Below are 16,514 nucleotides of genomic sequence, written 5' to 3'. Positions count from 1 at the left end.
AAACAGGAGAAGATATGGAAGGTTTTACCATCGTTGACGGCGTCGTCGCTGTTGTGATCATTCTCTCGGCACTGCTGGCATATTCTCGCGGTTTTGTTCGTGAGACACTTTCAATTGCGAGTTGGGTCGTTGCAGCAGTCGTAGCATATATTTTCGCCCCACAGGTTGAACCTCTGGTACGCGAGATACCGATACTCAAGGACATGATCGGGGGGCAGTGCGAACTGTCGTTGATGGTGGCCTTTGTGATCGTTCTGGTTATCGGCCTTGTTATCATGGCGATTTTCACGCCGCTGTTCTCAAGCATGGTCCAGCGCAGCATCCTTGGCGGTATTGATCAGGGCATTGGTTTCCTGTTCGGTGTGGCACGCGGTGTTCTCTTGGTCGTCGTGTCCCTGTTCATTTACGACTGGGCATTCTCGGACGAGACATATGCTGCAGTAGATAACAGCCGCAGCGCCGAAGTCTTCGGCAACCTCGTTGTTCGTGTCGGCGACAGTGTTCCAGACGATGTTCCGGGCTGGTTGCAATCACGTGTTGATGACTACCTCGCGATTTGTGAAACACCCGCCGATCAAGCCGCAGCAGAAACTGTTCCCGCTCAGGAAGCAGAAGAAGCGCCAGCTGCCGAGACAGAAGCAGCACCAAGCGAATAATTTCACAACCAAACAGTCAATAAACAGCCGCGCTTTTGTGCGGCTGTTTTGCGTTAAGACCCTAAATGCGCGCGAAATCGAGCAGGAAACACATTTTCCGAAAATATGACGTTTTCCTGACATCCAGCGGATGACATCCCCCGCCATAGCGCTTAAGAGAGGGGCGAAGCAAGACACGGAATCGGAGCCACCTGCCCATGCGCGACATGCCCCCCAGCCACCCGTTCGACGATGATAAGCTAAAAGAAGAATGCGGCGTTTTTGGAGTTGTTGGAGTCGCCGATGCGGCCAACTTCGTAGCTCTCGGGATGCATGCCCTGCAACATCGGGGCCAAGAGGCTGGCGGGATTGTGGTTCATGACCCTGAGCATGGATTTAATTCGGCCCGCCGCTTTGGGTATGTCCGCGATAATTTCACCTCACATTCCGTTATGAAAACACTGCCCGGTCCCATTGGTATCGGGCATGTTCGTTATTCGACGGCCGGTTCCAAAGGTGCGACAGCGATCCGCGACGTGCAGCCTTTCTTTGGCGAGTTTTCGATGGGCGGCGCGGCGATTGCGCATAACGGCAATATCACTAATGCCGACGCCCTGCGCCGCGACCTAATAGAGCGCGGCTCCATTTTCCAAAGTTCTTCAGACAGTGAGTGTATCATCCACCTGATGGCGCGCTCGATGCAACGCAACATCCCTGAACGGATGAAAGATGCGCTGCGCTCGGTTGAGGGTGCGTTTTCTGTTGTAGCGATGACGCGCACCAAGCTGATTGGTGTGCGCGATCCGCTGGGCGTGCGTCCGCTGGTTCTGGGGAAGCTTGGTGACGGTTGGGCACTTAGCTCTGAAACCTGCGCGCTTGATATCGTCGGTGCGGAATTCATTCGCGAAATTGAACCGGGCGAGATGGTCGTTATTACGGAGAATGGTGTCGACAGCTATCATCCCTTCGAGAAGAAGCCGAGCCGCTTCTGTATCTTTGAACACGTCTATTTCAGCCGCCCAGACAGCATTCTTGGCGGTCGCTCTGTGTATGAAACCCGCCGTCAGATCGGCGTGGAACTGGCCCGTGAAAACCCTGTTGAAGCGGATTTGATCTGTCCCGTTCCGGACTCAGGCACACCTGCGGCGATCGGATATTCACAGGAAAGCGGTATTCCCTATGCGATGGGGATCATCCGCAATCAATACATGGGTCGCACGTTTATCGAGCCAAGCGAGCAAATCCGAAACATGGGTGTGCGCCTAAAGCTGAACGTGAATCGTGCCTTGATTAGAGGCAAGCGCGTTGTGCTTGTTGATGACTCGGTTGTGCGCGGCACCACGAGCCGCAAGATCAAGGAAATGATCCTCGACGCGGGCGCCAAGGAAGTCCACTTCCGCATTGCGTCGCCCCCCACGCAGTGGCCTTGTTTCTATGGCGTCGACACGCCCGAGCGCGAGAAGCTTCTTGCCGCGAATATGACCGAAGACGAAATGTGCGAATACCTTGGTGTGGACAGCCTCAAGTTTATCTCACTTGATGGTCTATATCGAGCGGTTGGCGTTGCAGAAGGCCGCGATGCGAAGGCTCCGAAATACTGTGATGCCTGTTTCTCTGGGGAATATCCTGTTCGTCCAGCGGACATGCTCGCCAAAGGATTCGCGCTAAAAACAGTCGCGGAATGAGCAACTCGCCCGTGAAATTTAGGCCGCACCATTTCCTCTGTGCGCTCGGGTTTCAGGGCAAAGGCTATTCGGATGATTTCACCGCGAATTTGTACGAAATTGTCGAAGGGCAGTTGCGTGCGGACGGTGGCGATGACGTGCTTATCCAAACGGTTGGGATGACCGACGATATCTGCGGCCCCTGCCCCAAACGGCGCGGGCGCCTCTGTAGCGATCAACCAAAGATCAAGTCGCTCGACCGCAGTCACGCTGCGGCGCTCAAGCTCAAGCCAAACGAAACGTTGACGTGGGGCGAAGCTAAGGCGCGCATCAAGAAGCACGTCCCTGTGGGAAGCCTAAGTCAAGTTTGCGCTGGATGTAGCTGGCTTGAGTTCGGGATGTGCGAAGCGGCCCTGTCCCGACTACACCAAGAATCCTAAGCAACAAAAAACGCCGCCCCGATGTTCGAAGCGGCGTTTGAATTTCAACACTCAGAATAGAGTGGCTTATTTTGCTTTGCGTGCTTCAATAGCTTTCCAAGCACCAGTCACAACCAGAGCAGCGAGAACAGCTTTAACCACATCGCCGATCAGGAATGGCTGTGCGCCAACTTCAAACGCCCAAAGTGCGCCTTTTGGAACTGCTATGCCGAGGTAAAGGATACCTGGAACATAAAGAAGTGCCGAAACAGCAATCGCGACGAGCGTGGTCGAAACGAAGCCCTTAGCGATACCTTTTTCAACGGCAAGACCCGCAAGAAATGCCATACCAACAAAGCCAAACAAGAAGCCAGCAGTTGGACCAACCAGAGTCGCAAGACCCATGCCACCGTTTGCGAAAACAGGAAGACCAGCAGCGCCTTCAGCAAGGTACGCCAGCAAAGTAACTGCGCCAAGGCGCGAGCCAAATGTCAAACCAACCATCAGGATCGCAAATGTTTGCAATGTCATAGGAACGGGCAACATGGGGACGGACACTTGGGCCGCCAAAGCGATAAACGCGGAACCGAGTAGAACCATCATCCCTTTTGTTGTCAGGGAGTTGGAGCCGATTAGGGCTTTGGTGAGTGTCATAATAGAGGTCTCCTTAGATACATGCTCTCCGTATGCTTCTTGGTCAATATGCCGCAAAAGTCAAGGAAGCGCTTGCATGGCGCGCGCGCAAATGGGAAAGGAAAGCATGACCGATATGCCTCAAAACCCCGCTCATAAAAAATCAACGCAGGTAGCACTTGTTACTGGCGCCTCACGCGGATTGGGCGCTGCACTTGCGCTGGCGCTTTCCAAGACCCACCACGTTGTCGCCGTTGCGCGCACGACGGGCGCTCTTGAGGAGTTAGATGATCGCATTCAGGCACAAGGTGGCTCGGCTACTTTGGCGCCACTGGACGTGACGCACGAGGGTGCAATGCAGCACCTCTGTCGTTCAGTTTATGATCGTTGGGGGCATGTGGATACTTGGGTTCATACGGCGATTCACGGTGCTCCACTCGCGCCAGCGGGACATGTGGACGCAAAGGACTTTGACAAATCGATCTCTTGCAATGTAACGGCCACACAACGGTTGATTACCTATCTTGAGCCCCTGCTGGCCGCCGCGCCAGACGGCAAAGCGGTATTCTTTGATGATGACGCCGCGGGCAAGTCCTTCTTCGGAAGCTATGGCGCAAGCAAGGCCGCTCAAATGGCCCTTGTTCGTAGCTGGCAACGCGAGTCCCAGAAAACGGGCCCCAAAGTTATCATCCACCAGCCAGAGCCAATGCCATCAAGCTTGAGAGCACGTTTCTTCCCTGGCGAAGATCGCGCAACGCTAAGCGATGCGAACGACCAAGCAGACGTCGTTATGTCGCTGCTGGCGTAGTTTCGGACTCTGTTGCAGAAATTCTGCGCGAAACTGAGTCAAAAATACACGCATTGAACGGGAAAATTAGAAACTTCCGGCGCCTTTGTCGTGCAATCTTTACCTGTGTCTTTGGCTGCTCTAGGACTAGGAAAACGGATAAGGAAGCAAGATGCGCATATTAATCACCAACGACGACGGCATTAACGCTCCCGGATTGAAGGTGCTCCACAACATCGCCACCGAACTGGCAGGGCCAGATGGTGAAGTTTGGACGGTTGCGCCCGCGTTTGAGCAATCCGGCGTAAGCCATTGCATATCCTACACACATCCAATGGCCGTAGCGCGCCTAAGTGAGCACGTCTTTACGACCGAAGGAAGCCCCGCAGATTGCGTGCTGGCCGCGCTCTATGATGTGATGCCAGACACTTGGCCTGATCTGGTTCTATCCGGAGTGAACCGAGGCAACAACGCCGCGGAAAATACGCTTTATTCCGGCACACTCGGCGGCGCCATGGAAGCGGCCCTTCAGGGACTTCCTGCAATCGCGCTCTCGCAATACTTCGGACCAGAAAACGCCGATCTGGCTTCACCATTCGAGGCGGCGGCCAAACACGGCGCTGATACAATTCGAACAGTTCTTCAGCATACGCCGGAAGAAAACGAAGATTACCGTTTGTTTTTCAACGTGAACTTCCCACCTGTCCCTGCCGCGAAGGTCAAAGGCATCCGTGCAACAAGACAGGGATTCCGCCAAGGAACCAGCTTCTCGGCCGAGCCGCACCTCTCGCCTGCTGGCCGACGTTTCCTATGGATCAAGGGCGGAAATCAGCACGTCATGACCAAAGAAGGCACTGACGCCGCCGCAAACCTTGCGGGCTATACATCTGTTACGCCAATGCGTGCGGACCTCACGGCGCATAGCTTCTTGGACACACTGAAGGGCACCTTGAACTCATGAGTTCTGCCGAGCGCAAAATGCAATTTCTGTATGCCCTTCGTTCGCGTGGGGTAACGGACAAGCGCGTTTTGACAGCGATGGAAACCGTGGATCGCGGTATGTTCGTTCGCGGCATGTTCAATGAGCGCGCCTACGAAGATATGCCGCTCCCGATTTCTTGTGGCCAAACAATCAGCCAGCCTTCGATTGTGGGGCTGATGACGCAGGCCCTTAACGTAAAACCGCGAGACAAGGTGCTAGAGGTCGGTACGGGGTCGGGCTATCAGGCAGCAATCCTGAGCCACCTTGCGCGGCGGGTCTATACCGTAGATCGCCATCGCCGCCTCGTGCGCGAGGCCCGCGAAATATTTGAGCAGCTCGGCCTTGTGAACATAACCACATTCACCGCCGACGGTAGCCGTGGACTTGCCGAACAGGCTCCATTTGATCGCATCCTTTTGACAGCAGCAGCCGAGGATCCCCCTGGCCCATTATTGGCGCAACTTCGTGTAGGCGGCATTATGGTTCTACCCGTCGGGCAATCGGATGCGGTACAAACATTGATCAAAGTAACCCACACCGAAAGCGGGTTTGAGTACGAAGAGTTACGCGAGGTACGCTTTGTCCCCCTGCTTGAAGGGTTGGGTAACGAAGAATAGACCTGCAAACCTGAATAAACTTGTGTATGATAGCGAATATAAGCCCGAGTAACGGGCAAGGCAGTTGAGGACTTACCATGCAGAAATCGCCAACACGTCGATTTAATTCCCTTTATCGTGTTTCCACATTAACGCCACGCATCCTTATTTTGGGCGGCGCGACACTGGCCCTAACGGCCTGTTCTGATGGATTCAACACCGATCTACGCGGGAATTTTGGAAACTCTTTTACCACGAGTTCACCTGATGCGCGCCCCACCGAGCCCAAACCCCAAGCGGATCCGCGTGGCGTCATTTCGTATCCAAGCTATCAGGTCGTTCTTGCCCGCAAAGGCGATACCGTGTCCGATGTCGCTGCCCGCGTGGGTGTGAATGCGGCAGAACTTGCGAGTTACAACGGCGTAAATCCGACCACCAAGATGCGTGAAGGCGAATTGCTTGCACTGCCCCGTCGGGTTGCTGAACCTGCGGTTCCAACCACATCGTCGAATGGTTCGATCGATATTACCACGCTTGCTGGCGACGCTATTGAGCGGGCTGGCCCAGCCACCACAACTGCGGTTGTCACCACACCGCCCAAACCATCAACAACCAATACTGCCGAACCCGTGCGCCATAAGGTTGAGCGCGGCGAGACCGCCTACTCTATCGCGCGGCTCTACAATGTTTCGGTGCGTTCTTTGAGCGAATGGAACGGGTTGGGCAGCGATCTGGCGGTGAGAGAGGGGCAATTTCTGTTGATCCCGCTTCCCGATCAGGACGCCCCCAAGACAGCAGCAACAACCACGCTGAAACAACCTGGTCAAGGCACCGCGACACCAACGCCACCAAGCGCGAGCGCGGCCCTTCCTGCGGCCATTCCGCCCGCACCTACGGCGCCGGCCTCACCTGAACTTGGCGCTCAACAAACGCAAGCCACAGCCAAGAAAACTGAGCTGCTGATGCCGGTGTCGGGCAAAATCATTCGCGGCTATAGCAAAGGCAAAAACGACGGCATTGATATTTCGGCCAGCGCCGGCACCGCGATCAAAGCCGCCGAAGCAGGCAAAGTCGCCGCCGTCACCGAAGACACCGATGGCGTCACCATCATCGTGATCCGCCACGCAAGCGGCCTACTGACGGTCTATGCAAACGTCGAGGGCGTAACCGTTCAAAAGGGCTCCTCTGTCACACGCGGCCAAAACATCGGCAAGATGCGCGCGGGAAGCCCGCCGTTCATGCACTTTGAGGTGCGGCAAGGCTTCGACAGCGTCGACCCGACACCATACGTAAGCTAGGCATTCCGAAATTCTTATAAAAAACGCGGCTCCAAATGGGCCGCGTTTTTTTCTTATAGGGTTACGCCTCTGCGTCCCGCGAGATCGGTAAAGTATTGCCATGCTACGCGGCCCGAGCGGCTTCCGCGTGTTGCTTGCCACTCAATGGCTTCGGCCCACAATGTCTCTTCGTCGATCTTGATACCGTATTCTTTACAGTACCCGCGGATCATATCGAGATATTCATCCTGCGAGCATGGATGGAACCCAAGCCACAAACCAAAGCGATCCGACAGGGAAACCTTTTCCTCGACGGCTTCGGACGGGTTAATCGACGAGCTGCGCTCATTTTCAATCATATCGCGCGGCATGAGGTGGCGACGGTTCGAAGTGGCATAGAAAACCACGTTATCGGGCCGCCCCTCAATCCCGCCGTCCAGAACGGCCTTTAGGGATTTATAATGTTGGTCATCATGCGAGAACGACAGGTCATCGCAGAAAAGCAAGAACCGTTCATCGCTGGCGCGGATCTGGGTTAGAAGATCACCGATTGAGGGCAAATCCTCACGTTGAACCTCAACAATCTTCAGCGCATGCCCCTGTCGCAGGACTTCGGCGTGAATGGCCTTTACGAGGCTGGATTTCCCCATTCCCCGCGCGCCCCAAAGAAGTGCGTTATTCGCAGGAAGCCCTCGCGCAAATTGCAGCGTATTCTCAAGAAGCGTATCGCGCGAACGATTGATGCCAACCAAGAGGTCAATACCCACACGGCTCACATCAGGAACCGCAACAAATCGGTTGGGTTCTGTGTGCCAAACAAATGCGTCCGCCTGTGAGAAATCAGGAGTCGCAGCGGGTGCAGGTTCCATCCGCTCAAGCGCCTCGGCGATACGGGTCAGGAGGGCTTCACTCATCGGCTGCTTTTCCATCGTCGGGCAATCCCACTTCGTCTTCTTCTTCAAAGTTGCCGTCGCCATGGATGTCCTCATCCCACAGACCCTCGGCCTTGAGACGTGCTTCGCGGCGCTTTTCGATCCAATAAACAAGCCAGATCGAAACCTCATAGAGGCCAAACACAACCACAAACAGCACAACTTGAGTAATGACATCTGGCGGAGTAACTAGCGCAGCCAGCACCAGAATGCCAACAACCGCGTATTTCCGCACACTTGCGAGCCCGTTGCTTGAAACAAGCTCCGCTTTGCCCATCAACGTCAGCAAAACAGGAAGCTGGAAGCAAAGCCCGAACGCCACGATCATTTTCAACGTGATATCAAGGGTTTCGTTTACTTTACCGTTAAAGCTTATCTTGATGCCTTCTTGCGGGTTAACAGGAATGTCCTGCCCCACTGGAACAACCGCGGTAAAGATAGAGGTCGCATCCGCAAACCCAAGGAAGAACTCCATCGCCATCGGCGTCACGATATAATGCGCGAATGCAGCACCCAGCATAAACAAGACTGGCGAAGCCAGAAGAAACGGCAAGAAGGCGTTCTTCTCGTTTTTATAAAGGCCCGGCGCGACAAACCGCCAGAGCTGAAAACCGATGACAGGGAAGGATAACCCAAGGCCAAATACCATCGACAAGCGGATCAGCGTAAAGAAGTATTCCTGCGGCGCGGTATATTGCATTACGGGGTTTGGATCCCCCAGCTCGCGCATTGTTGCTTCGATCGGTGCGAGCAATATTTCAAGCAGTTGCGCGCCAAAGCTAAAGCAGAGCAACATAGCCACAATAAACGCCAACACTGAGCGTATAAGGCGCGTGCGCAGCTCCGCTAGATGTTCGATCAGCGGGGCGGAGCTATCTTCGATTTCGTCGCTCATGCATTATCGCCTGTTTTGGATGTCGTTTTCTTGGCTGCCGTTTTAGTTGCGGTTTTTTTCGCCGCAGGCTTTGCCGCCGTTTTCTTCGGGGCAGCCTTCTTTGGAGCCGCCTTCTTGGCAGTGGTCGTCTTGGACGCGGCTTTAGCAGTCGTTTTCTTGGGCTCGGCCTTCTTCGCAGGGGCTTTCTTGGCGGGGGCCTTGTCTTGATCGGCTTTAGCTTCTTCGGCTGCGCGTTCAGCTGCCTGACGTTCGAGCGCCTTATTCGCGGCAGCTTCTCTGATTCTCTCGGCCTTCTCCGCCCGCTCTTCAGCAAGCTTCGCAGTTTCGCCTCCCCGCTCCACTGCTGGCTTGTCGTTTATCTTGGGCGTCCAGTTTTCAAAACTGCGCGCGGCATCATCGAGTTTATCGAGGCCGAGGTTTTTCTTGGAGGTCATGTTCTTGAGGTCGCTCGTCACATCACTGACGCCCGCCTCATCTGCGGCATCGTTCATTGCACGCTGAAAATCCCGCGCCATGGATTTGGCCTTGCCCGTGAACCGACCAACCGTGCGGAACATTCCGGGCAAATCCTTGGGGCCCACGACAATCAATGCCACGATGCCCACGACCAACAGCTCGGTCATGCCAATATCAAACATCAGAAACGATCCTTATCGCTTGTGCGAACGGTGCCGCGCACAAATCAGACCTTGTCTTTTTCGGTCTCGTTCTCTGGCGTTACGTCACGCGCAGCTTCGGCCGTATCTTCGAGTTCCTTCTGGCCTTCGTTGATGCCTTTTTTGAAGCTCGTGATCCCTTTACCTACTTCGCCCATAAGCGAAGAGATCTTACCACGGCCAAACAGCACCAAAACAACGACGGCGATCAACAGAAGGCCCATAGGACCGATATTATTTAGCATATTCTTACTCCCATGACGCGCCGACCGGCGCGCCTTCTTAGTCTCCCCATTGTATGTATTCCTTTGCAACAGGGTTTCAAATACCCAAATGCACGCAGTTCGCATGTTTTTCGCATCAATTGCGCGGAATGAGTGGGATGCAGACGTGTGTTGAGCAAGGATTAGGCGTTAAAAACAAAACACCGATCACGCCGAATCATAAGCCACAGCGGCGTGCCAGCCTTGGGAAGGAACACCGACGGAACCGTCGCCCGCAGGATAGAGTCATCATAGTCCATCTTGAACTCAACAAGGCTCTCTCGCCCCATAAAGCGCGCCCGCGTCACGACGCCCCGAGCAGGCGTGCCGTCGGTCTTGGTTGGATTAGGTCCACGCCCCGCGCGATCAAAGTCAATCCGAAGGTGTTGAGGGCGGATTGCAATATCAAGCGCAGTTCCATCCGGACGCCCGGGAGCAAGGAACTGACCAAAGGGGGTGTTACACAACCCGCCTTTAACAACGCCGCGTATTACATTGATATCGCTAAAAAACCTTGCGGCCTCGATATCGAAAGGAGCGTTGTAAATGTTGTACGGCGCACCCTGTTGAACGATCTCTCCGTTGCGCATCAGGGCGATCTCATCGGCCATACGCATCGCCTCGTCAGGCTCGTGCGTCACGAGCAAAACGGCGGTGCCTTCGTCCTTGAGAACTGCCAATGTCTCATCGCGAATGTCATCCCGCAAACGGTTATCAAGGCCCGAAAATGGCTCATCCATCAGCATAATGCTCGGTCGCGGTGCCAATGCGCGCGCAAGTGCAATCCGCTGCTGCTCGCCGCCCGACAATTGGTGCGGATGGTGCTCTGCGAAATGGGCGAGACCGACGCGCTCTAACAACTCATCGACACGCGCGCGTTTTTCATCGCGCGTCCCTGTAAGGCCAAAGGCGACATTTTTTTCAACAGTTAGATGCGGAAACAGGGCAAAGTCCTGAAACATCAAGCCAATCGAGCGCCCCTCGGGTGGTACACGATAGATTGTGTCGCAGACCAACTTCCCATCGACATAGATTTCGCCTTGGTCCTGCATTTCGACCCCTGCGATGATCCGCAGCGTCGTGGATTTTCCGCATCCGGACGGCCCAAGCAGACAGGTCACCTGCCCCGGCATCACTGCAAGAGAAATATCCTTGACCACATCACGCCCGTTAAACGCCCGAGAAATCCCTTTGATTTCAAGACGCGGTGTTTCGGTTTCAACGATAGAAGCCGGATGTTTGGTCACGTATACGCCTTGCCTGAGTGAAATGGTCGAATAGGGATGTTTCTGTCAGATAACAGTGCGCCCCAGTCTGGGCAACCCTTGGCGCCCATAAGTCGCAGGGCGGCGCCAGAGAACGCCGCCCGCGATTTTACTACATCGTCGAATTCATCGAGCCACCATCGAGCAGCACGTTTTGCCCGATCATATAGCCTGCGTGCTGACTACACATAAACGCGCAGGTCGCACCGAATTCTTGTGCTGTACCATAGCGGCGTGTCGGAATGGTTGCTGCGCGCTGTTTAGCGGCATCTTCGATGCTAATGCCTTCTTGCTTGGCGACACCTGCATCAAGCGATTGCGCACGATCTGTTGCGTGAATACCGGGCAAAAGGTTGTTGATAACCACGCCCATCGGCGCAACTTGGCGCGCTGTACCCGCAACATAGCCCGTAAGCCCCGCACGCGCAGAGTTGGAAAGTCCAAGCACCGCAATCGGAGATTTGACGGATTGACTCGTGATATTCACAACACGTCCCCAGCCCTTTTCGATCATACTTGGCAGCAGGGCTTTCATAAGCGCAATCGGCGTCAACATATTCGCGTCTAGGGCCTTGATGAAATCATCGCGCTCCCAATCGCTCCACATACCCGGAGGAGGGCCACCCGCATTGGTAACGAGGATATCAACGTCACCAGCTTCCTTAAGCACCCGCTCGCGTCCCTCTTCGGAGGTGATATCAGCGGCAACAGCCACGACATCCACGCCATAGGTATCGCGAATATGCTGCGCGGTTTCCTGAAGTGGTCCCTCAGTTCGTGCGTTCAAAACAAGGTTCACACCCTCAGCGGCAAGTGCCTCGGCGCATCCTTTGCCCAATCCTTTGGAAGACGCACATACCAATGCCTTCTTCCCCGAAATTCCCATGTCCATTACGACTCTCCCATTTATTCTTCACTCGACGTTTATCATTCTTGGTTACGATTGAAACCCACACCGTCAAGAAACCACCTTACGCAACGTAATCCTCCGGAAGTTATTCAATTTTGCCTTACTAATGCCATTTATCGGAGTACACTACCAGAATACCGCAATGTTCCTGTATCTTTCTGTGATTAGTAAGTGGCGACCGTGATGAAGAAATTGAAGACAGCCGATAAGGCACCTTCCGCCCCCCCCTCTGTTTTGGCGCGTGATCTTTCTGTTTATCTGGCTTCAGACTTTTTCGTAGTTGATGGCGTAAATGTTGGCGATAACCTTGCGGATTGCAACGAGCTCTGCCTAGACGATACCTACAAGATTTCACAGGAAGCGCTTCGCCAAACACTTCGTATCACCGATAGTGCGAATGATCCGATGATCATCACTCAAGAGTCCGAAGTGGGAAACGAGGGGTATTATCTTTGCCTGGATGGGCTGATCACGCTTATGTCGCAATCAGGAATTACGACCGAAGCTCTTATTTTTGCTGAAGTTAATCCGGCCGACCACACGCTTGCGACGGTTTACTTAATGCCACTGGCGCCGCTTTCGTCCGAGTGCGAATATTGCCTGATGGACATTGATCGCGACGGGGCAGATACGCGCCTTGCCGAGGCGACCTGTGCTTCATTTGTACGCGGCACCCAAATCACGCTGGCCGACGGGCGTCAGATTGCTGTCGAAGACCTCTCCATTGGTGACCGAGTCCTCACCCGCGATAATGGCCCGCAACCCATTCGTTGGATTGGGTCACGAACCACACGGGCGGCCGGAGATTTCGCTCCGATCACCATTAAGCCCGGCGTCCTCAGCAATGCGAACGAACTTAGTCTGGCAGCGAACCACCGTCTCCTTGTGTATCAACATCAGGATATTCTGAATGTTGGTCGCTCCGAAGTGCTGGTTCGTGCTGGCGACTTGGTAAATAACGACACAATCGTCGTCCAGGAAGGCGGCTATGTAGACTACTTCCGTATTCTGTTTGACGACCATCAAATCATCTATGCCGAAGGTATGGCCGCCGAGAGCCTTTCCGCGACACGGCGCACAGCCCCCGCGCTGCCAAACGACATCGCAGATGCCTTTGTTTATAGCTTCGAGGAGCAAACCGAACATCGGCACAACCAGCTTGAAATCAAGCGCGCCGAACTGCCTGATGAAGGCGCCCTCACCCGATTGCGCAGCGCCACAGAGCGATAACGCGCGTTTCGATTGCGCGCCCCTTCACGCCAAGCTATACCGCCGCCATGACAGATAGCATCGCCTCCCCTAGCGATTTGCCGCCCGAGATTGCTCGCCGCCGCACCTTCGCAATTATTTCACACCCCGACGCGGGTAAGACCACCCTAACAGAGAAATTCCTTCTCTTTGGTGGTGCGATTCAGATGGCTGGCCAAGTGCGTGCCAAGGGCGAAGCACGCCGCACACGTTCCGACTTTATGCAGATGGAAAAAGACCGCGGAATCTCGGTCTCGGCCTCGGCAATGTCGTTTGATTTCGGCGCCTATCGTTTCAACCTCGTTGATACGCCCGGTCACAGCGACTTCTCCGAAGACACCTATCGCACGCTTACCGCTGTTGACGCGGCGGTGATGGTGATTGACGGCGCCAAGGGTATCGAGAGCCAAACACAGAAGCTCTTTGAAGTTTGCCGAATGCGCGATCTTCCAATCTTGACATTCTGTAACAAAATGGACCGAGAGAGCCGCGAAACCTTTGATATCATTGATGAGATTCAACAGAACCTTGCGATTGATGTCTGCCCCGCAAGCTGGCCCATCGGGTCCGGCCGTGATTTCCTCGGTTGTTATGACCTGCTGCGCGATCGTCTGGAATTGATGGACCGTGCGGATCGCAACAAAGTCGCTGAGAGCATCGAAATCAACGGACTCGATGATCCGCTTCTTGAAAAACACGTGCCCGCAGATCTGCTAGAGACCCTACGCGACGAGGTCGAGATGGCGCGCGAGCTGCTCCCCTCTCTCGATCATCAGGCGATGCTCGACGGCACAATGACGCCGATTTGGTTTGGCTCAGCCATCAACAGCTTTGGCGTGAAGGAACTGATGGAAGGGATCGCCAGCTATGGCCCCGAGCCACAGCCCCAATCCGCAAGCCCCCGAGCGGTTGCACCAGATGAGCCAAAAGTTGCGGGTTTTGTCTTTAAGGTTCAGGCTAACATGGATCCCAAGCACCGCGACCGCGTGGCTTTTGTGCGTCTAGCGTCAGGGCATTTCAAACGCGGCATGAAGCTAACCCATGTGCGCACCAAGAAACCTATGGCGATCTCGAATCCCGTACTGTTCCTTGCTTCTGACCGTGAACTCGCAGAGGAAGCTTGGGCGGGCGACATCATCGGCATCCCGAACCACGGCCAATTACGCATCGGCGACACACTTACCGAGGGCGAAGCGATCCGTGCCACGGGAATCCCATCGTTCGCGCCGGAACTCTTGCAAGGCGTTCGCTCGGGCGACCCGATGAAGAGCAAGCACCTCGAGAAGGCCCTCATGCAATTCGCCGAAGAAGGAGCCGCCAAGGTATTCAAACCCGCCTTTGGTTCCGGCTTTATCGTCGGGGTTGTGGGCGCGCTACAGTTTGAAGTTCTCGCGAGTCGTATCGAACTTGAGTACGGCCTGCCCGTGCGTTTTGAGCAAAGCCAGTTCACCAGCGCACGCTGGGCAACAGGCGAGAAAGCCGCAGTCGAGAAGTTCGAGGCCGCCAACAAACAACACATCGCACATGACCACGACGGCGACATTGTCTACCTCACGCGACTGCAATGGGATATCGACCGCATCTCGCGCGACTATCCCGACGTGACGCTTTCGGCGACCAAAGAGATGATGGTTTAGCGCGGGATGTTGAGCGGGAAATGCACTGCAACTGGGCAATTGCCCGCGATCCTTCGCAGACCATACAACCATTACGGGTCAAACCGACTGAAAATGGCGCTTTCATTGACCTTAGCGCCATTCTGGTCTATTGGCTTGGGCAGCCCGCATTTTGCGGCTTGCAAACGCTGGGGCGTGCAGAAACAAGCGTCCCTCAACCTTACGGCCCGATGCCGTAACAGATGGACATAATGACGAAATTCACAGATCTAAAACTCGACCCCAAGGTTCTCAAGAACGTAGCTGCTGCGGGCTATGATACCCCGACACCAATTCAAGCGGGCGCGATCCCGCCAGCATTGGAAGGACGCGACGTTCTGGGTATTGCCCAGACGGGTACTGGCAAGACTGCCAGCTTCACCCTTCCGATGATTACAATGCTCGCCCGCGGGCGCGCACGTGCACGAATGCCGCGCAGCCTCGTTCTGGCACCTACACGCGAACTCGCTGCGCAAGTCGCCGAAAACTTCGACGTCTATGCTAAGGGCACAAAACTCACCAAAGCGCTACTCATCGGTGGCGTTTCATTCAAAGAACAAGACCTCTTGATTGATCGCGGCGTTGACGTGCTCATCGCAACGCCTGGTCGTTTGCTTGACCATTTTGAACGCGGGAAGCTTCTCCTGACAGGCGTTCAGATTATGGTGGTCGACGAGGCCGACCGTATGCTCGACATGGGTTTCATCCCCGATATCGAGCGCATCTTTAGCCTGACACCCTTCACACGCCAAACGCTCTTCTTCTCGGCAACGATGGCACCTGAAATCGAGCGCGTGACCAACACGTTCCTCTCAAACCCCGTCAAAATCGAAGTAGCCCGCGCCGCAACGACGAGCGAAACGATTGAGCAGGCCGTTGTTAAGATCAAACCAAGCCGCAAAGACCGTACGGCCAAGGAAAAACGCGATGTGCTCCGCGCGTTGATCGTTCAAGAAGGCGACGCGTGCTCCAACGCAATCGTGTTCTGTAACCGCAAGGTTGACGTGGACATCGTTGCCAAATCACTGAAAAAGCACGGTTATAATGCCGAGCCAATTCACGGCGATCTTGATCAAAGCAAGCGCATGGAAGTACTCAACGGCTTTCGTGATGGCAACATCCGCTTCCTCGTGGCATCAGACGTCGCAGCGCGCGGACTGGATATTCCAAGCGTAAGCCACGTGTTTAACTTTGACGTACCAAGCCACGCCGAAGACTACGTACACCGCATCGGTCGAACCGGACGTGCGGGGCGTTCGGGGAAATCCTTCACGATTTGCGTTCCGAGCGATGCCAAGAATTTCGACGCGGTTCAGCGATTGGTAGAGAAGGAAATTCCCGAGCTCGCCTCCCCGATCGCCGAAGCAAAATCTGAAGAAAAACCTTCAGATAATGCTGAAGCACAGTCCGAGAAGCCCAAGCGCAGTCGTCGCCGTCGCGGATCATCCAAATCAGATGCACCCGAAGTAGAGGCAACCGAGGTAAAATCGGAACCCCCCGAAGCAGCCGCACAAGAAGCGCCCGCCAAGGAACAGAAACAAGAGAAGCAAGAAAAGCAGAACAACCCACGCAATGGTCGCAACCGCGACAACCGCGTTGTTGGGATGGGCGATCACATGCCCGGCTTTATTGCCAAGAGTTTTGACGAGCGCCGTACCGGCTAGCCCGCAAAACTTTCCGAATCAAAAAAGGCGGCC

General features: G+C 54.9%; 17 protein-coding genes. 10 read left to right on the top strand and 7 right to left on the bottom strand.

Features of this window, described 5'->3' with window-relative positions; all coding sequences use genetic code 11:
• The first annotated feature begins 14 nt into the window (after positions 1 to 14).
• The 3 genes from ACFE33_RS07245 (at position 15) to ACFE33_RS07235 (ending at position 2,739) form a co-directional block, all read left to right on the top strand.
• On the top strand, positions 15 to 656 hold the full coding sequence (locus ACFE33_RS07245; RefSeq protein WP_380058501.1) for a CvpA family protein: 642 nt from the start codon (positions 15 to 17) through the stop codon (positions 654 to 656).
• Between the two features lie 197 nt (positions 657 to 853).
• A complete protein-coding gene (purF, locus tag ACFE33_RS07240) occupies positions 854 to 2,320 on the top strand; it encodes an amidophosphoribosyltransferase (protein WP_380058500.1) in 1,467 nt (488 codons plus the stop codon).
• A complete protein-coding gene (locus ACFE33_RS07235) occupies positions 2,317 to 2,739 on the top strand; it encodes a DUF1284 domain-containing protein (RefSeq protein ID WP_380058498.1) in 423 nt (140 codons plus the stop codon). Before purF ends, ACFE33_RS07235 begins: the two co-directional genes overlap by 4 nt.
• A gap of 66 nt (positions 2,740 to 2,805) precedes the next feature.
• Here ACFE33_RS07235 and ACFE33_RS07230 read toward each other — a convergent pair whose 3' ends face one another.
• Positions 2,806 to 3,372, bottom strand: coding sequence for a biotin transporter BioY (locus ACFE33_RS07230; protein ID WP_380058496.1), 567 nt, complete (start codon positions 3,370 to 3,372; stop codon positions 2,806 to 2,808).
• Positions 3,373 to 3,487: 115 nt separating this feature from the next.
• Between ACFE33_RS07230 and ACFE33_RS07225 the strand changes: the two genes are divergently transcribed.
• From ACFE33_RS07225 to ACFE33_RS07210, 4 genes are all read left to right on the top strand, one after another.
• Positions 3,488 to 4,159 carry an SDR family NAD(P)-dependent oxidoreductase gene (locus ACFE33_RS07225; protein ID WP_380058670.1) on the top strand — a complete coding sequence of 224 codons (672 nt, stop codon included), beginning with the start codon at positions 3,488 to 3,490 and terminating at the stop codon, positions 4,157 to 4,159.
• A gap of 151 nt (positions 4,160 to 4,310) precedes the next feature.
• On the top strand, positions 4,311 to 5,099 hold the full coding sequence (gene surE, locus ACFE33_RS07220; RefSeq protein WP_380058494.1) for a 5'/3'-nucleotidase SurE: 789 nt from the start codon (positions 4,311 to 4,313) through the stop codon (positions 5,097 to 5,099).
• Positions 5,096 to 5,737 (top strand): protein-L-isoaspartate(D-aspartate) O-methyltransferase, encoded by a 642-nt coding sequence (locus ACFE33_RS07215; RefSeq protein WP_380058493.1) that lies wholly within the window; start codon positions 5,096 to 5,098, stop codon positions 5,735 to 5,737. The genes surE and ACFE33_RS07215 overlap by 4 nt, the downstream gene beginning before the upstream one ends.
• A gap of 77 nt (positions 5,738 to 5,814) precedes the next feature.
• Positions 5,815 to 7,014, top strand: coding sequence for a peptidoglycan DD-metalloendopeptidase family protein (locus ACFE33_RS07210; protein WP_380058491.1), 1,200 nt, complete (start codon positions 5,815 to 5,817; stop codon positions 7,012 to 7,014).
• Between the two features lie 53 nt (positions 7,015 to 7,067).
• Here ACFE33_RS07210 and ACFE33_RS07205 read toward each other — a convergent pair whose 3' ends face one another.
• The 6 genes from ACFE33_RS07205 to ACFE33_RS07180 all read right to left on the bottom strand — a co-directional run bounded on the left by ACFE33_RS07205 (position 7,068) and on the right by ACFE33_RS07180 (position 11,896).
• The gene (locus ACFE33_RS07205) at positions 7,068 to 7,907 is read right to left on the bottom strand and encodes an ATP-binding protein (protein ID WP_380058490.1); all 840 of its coding nucleotides are present in this window, start codon (positions 7,905 to 7,907) and stop codon (positions 7,068 to 7,070) included.
• Positions 7,900 to 8,820, bottom strand: coding sequence for a twin-arginine translocase subunit TatC (tatC, locus tag ACFE33_RS07200; RefSeq protein ID WP_380058488.1), 921 nt, complete (start codon positions 8,818 to 8,820; stop codon positions 7,900 to 7,902). The genes ACFE33_RS07205 and tatC overlap by 8 nt, the downstream gene beginning before the upstream one ends.
• Complete coding sequence (tatB, locus tag ACFE33_RS07195; protein ID WP_380058486.1) at positions 8,817 to 9,458, bottom strand: Sec-independent protein translocase protein TatB; 642 nt, start codon at positions 9,456 to 9,458, stop codon at positions 8,817 to 8,819. The genes tatC and tatB overlap by 4 nt, the downstream gene beginning before the upstream one ends.
• Positions 9,459 to 9,502: 44 nt before the next feature.
• Positions 9,503 to 9,721, bottom strand: a complete 219-nt coding sequence (gene tatA, locus ACFE33_RS07190; RefSeq protein WP_380058485.1) for a twin-arginine translocase TatA/TatE family subunit — start codon at positions 9,719 to 9,721, stop codon at positions 9,503 to 9,505.
• 161 nt (positions 9,722 to 9,882) lie between these two features.
• Positions 9,883 to 10,986, bottom strand: coding sequence for an ABC transporter ATP-binding protein (locus ACFE33_RS07185; protein ID WP_380058483.1), 1,104 nt, complete (start codon positions 10,984 to 10,986; stop codon positions 9,883 to 9,885).
• A gap of 130 nt (positions 10,987 to 11,116) precedes the next feature.
• Positions 11,117 to 11,896, bottom strand: a complete 780-nt coding sequence (locus tag ACFE33_RS07180) for an SDR family oxidoreductase (RefSeq protein ID WP_380058481.1) — start codon at positions 11,894 to 11,896, stop codon at positions 11,117 to 11,119.
• A gap of 201 nt (positions 11,897 to 12,097) precedes the next feature.
• Here ACFE33_RS07180 and ACFE33_RS07175 point away from each other — a divergent pair, with 201 nt between their 5' ends.
• The 3 genes from ACFE33_RS07175 (at position 12,098) to ACFE33_RS07165 (ending at position 16,481) form a co-directional block, all read left to right on the top strand.
• Positions 12,098 to 13,144, top strand: coding sequence for a Hint domain-containing protein (locus tag ACFE33_RS07175; RefSeq protein WP_380058479.1), 1,047 nt, complete (start codon positions 12,098 to 12,100; stop codon positions 13,142 to 13,144).
• Between the two features lie 47 nt (positions 13,145 to 13,191).
• Positions 13,192 to 14,799, top strand: coding sequence for a peptide chain release factor 3 (locus ACFE33_RS07170; protein ID WP_380058477.1), 1,608 nt, complete (start codon positions 13,192 to 13,194; stop codon positions 14,797 to 14,799).
• Between the two features lie 230 nt (positions 14,800 to 15,029).
• Positions 15,030 to 16,481, top strand: coding sequence for a DEAD/DEAH box helicase (locus ACFE33_RS07165; RefSeq protein WP_380058475.1), 1,452 nt, complete (start codon positions 15,030 to 15,032; stop codon positions 16,479 to 16,481).
• Positions 16,482 to 16,514 lie beyond the last annotated feature (33 nt).

The organism is Falsihalocynthiibacter sp. SS001 (assembly GCF_042445055.1).
In the GTDB taxonomy this organism is placed as follows: Bacteria; Pseudomonadota; Alphaproteobacteria; order Rhodobacterales; family Rhodobacteraceae; genus Falsihalocynthiibacter.
This window is presented reverse-complemented; position numbering and strand designations above follow the sequence as displayed.

What these genes read in the sequence shown, in the direction of transcription:
- ACFE33_RS07245 (WP_380058501.1), top strand. Translation starts at nt 15, where the DNA reads ATGGAAGGTTTTACCATCGTTGACGGCGTCGTCGCTGTTGTGATCATT.
- purF (WP_380058500.1), top strand. Translation starts at nt 854, where the DNA reads ATGCGCGACATGCCCCCCAGCCACCCGTTCGACGATGATAAGCTAAAA.
- ACFE33_RS07235 (WP_380058498.1), top strand. Translation starts at nt 2,317, where the DNA reads ATGAGCAACTCGCCCGTGAAATTTAGGCCGCACCATTTCCTCTGTGCG.
- ACFE33_RS07230 (WP_380058496.1), bottom strand. Translation starts at nt 3,372, where the DNA reads ATGACACTCACCAAAGCCCTAATCGGCTCCAACTCCCTGACAACAAAA.
- ACFE33_RS07225 (WP_380058670.1), top strand. Translation starts at nt 3,488, where the DNA reads ATGCCTCAAAACCCCGCTCATAAAAAATCAACGCAGGTAGCACTTGTT.
- surE (WP_380058494.1), top strand. Translation starts at nt 4,311, where the DNA reads ATGCGCATATTAATCACCAACGACGACGGCATTAACGCTCCCGGATTG.
- ACFE33_RS07215 (WP_380058493.1), top strand. Translation starts at nt 5,096, where the DNA reads ATGAGTTCTGCCGAGCGCAAAATGCAATTTCTGTATGCCCTTCGTTCG.
- ACFE33_RS07210 (WP_380058491.1), top strand. Translation starts at nt 5,815, where the DNA reads ATGCAGAAATCGCCAACACGTCGATTTAATTCCCTTTATCGTGTTTCC.
- ACFE33_RS07205 (WP_380058490.1), bottom strand. Translation starts at nt 7,907, where the DNA reads ATGAGTGAAGCCCTCCTGACCCGTATCGCCGAGGCGCTTGAGCGGATG.
- tatC (WP_380058488.1), bottom strand. Translation starts at nt 8,820, where the DNA reads ATGAGCGACGAAATCGAAGATAGCTCCGCCCCGCTGATCGAACATCTA.
- tatB (WP_380058486.1), bottom strand. Translation starts at nt 9,458, where the DNA reads ATGTTTGATATTGGCATGACCGAGCTGTTGGTCGTGGGCATCGTGGCA.
- tatA (WP_380058485.1), bottom strand. Translation starts at nt 9,721, where the DNA reads ATGCTAAATAATATCGGTCCTATGGGCCTTCTGTTGATCGCCGTCGTT.
- ACFE33_RS07180 (WP_380058481.1), bottom strand. Translation starts at nt 11,896, where the DNA reads ATGGACATGGGAATTTCGGGGAAGAAGGCATTGGTATGTGCGTCTTCC.
- ACFE33_RS07175 (WP_380058479.1), top strand. Translation starts at nt 12,098, where the DNA reads ATGAAGAAATTGAAGACAGCCGATAAGGCACCTTCCGCCCCCCCCTCT.
- ACFE33_RS07170 (WP_380058477.1), top strand. Translation starts at nt 13,192, where the DNA reads ATGACAGATAGCATCGCCTCCCCTAGCGATTTGCCGCCCGAGATTGCT.
- ACFE33_RS07165 (WP_380058475.1), top strand. Translation starts at nt 15,030, where the DNA reads ATGACGAAATTCACAGATCTAAAACTCGACCCCAAGGTTCTCAAGAAC.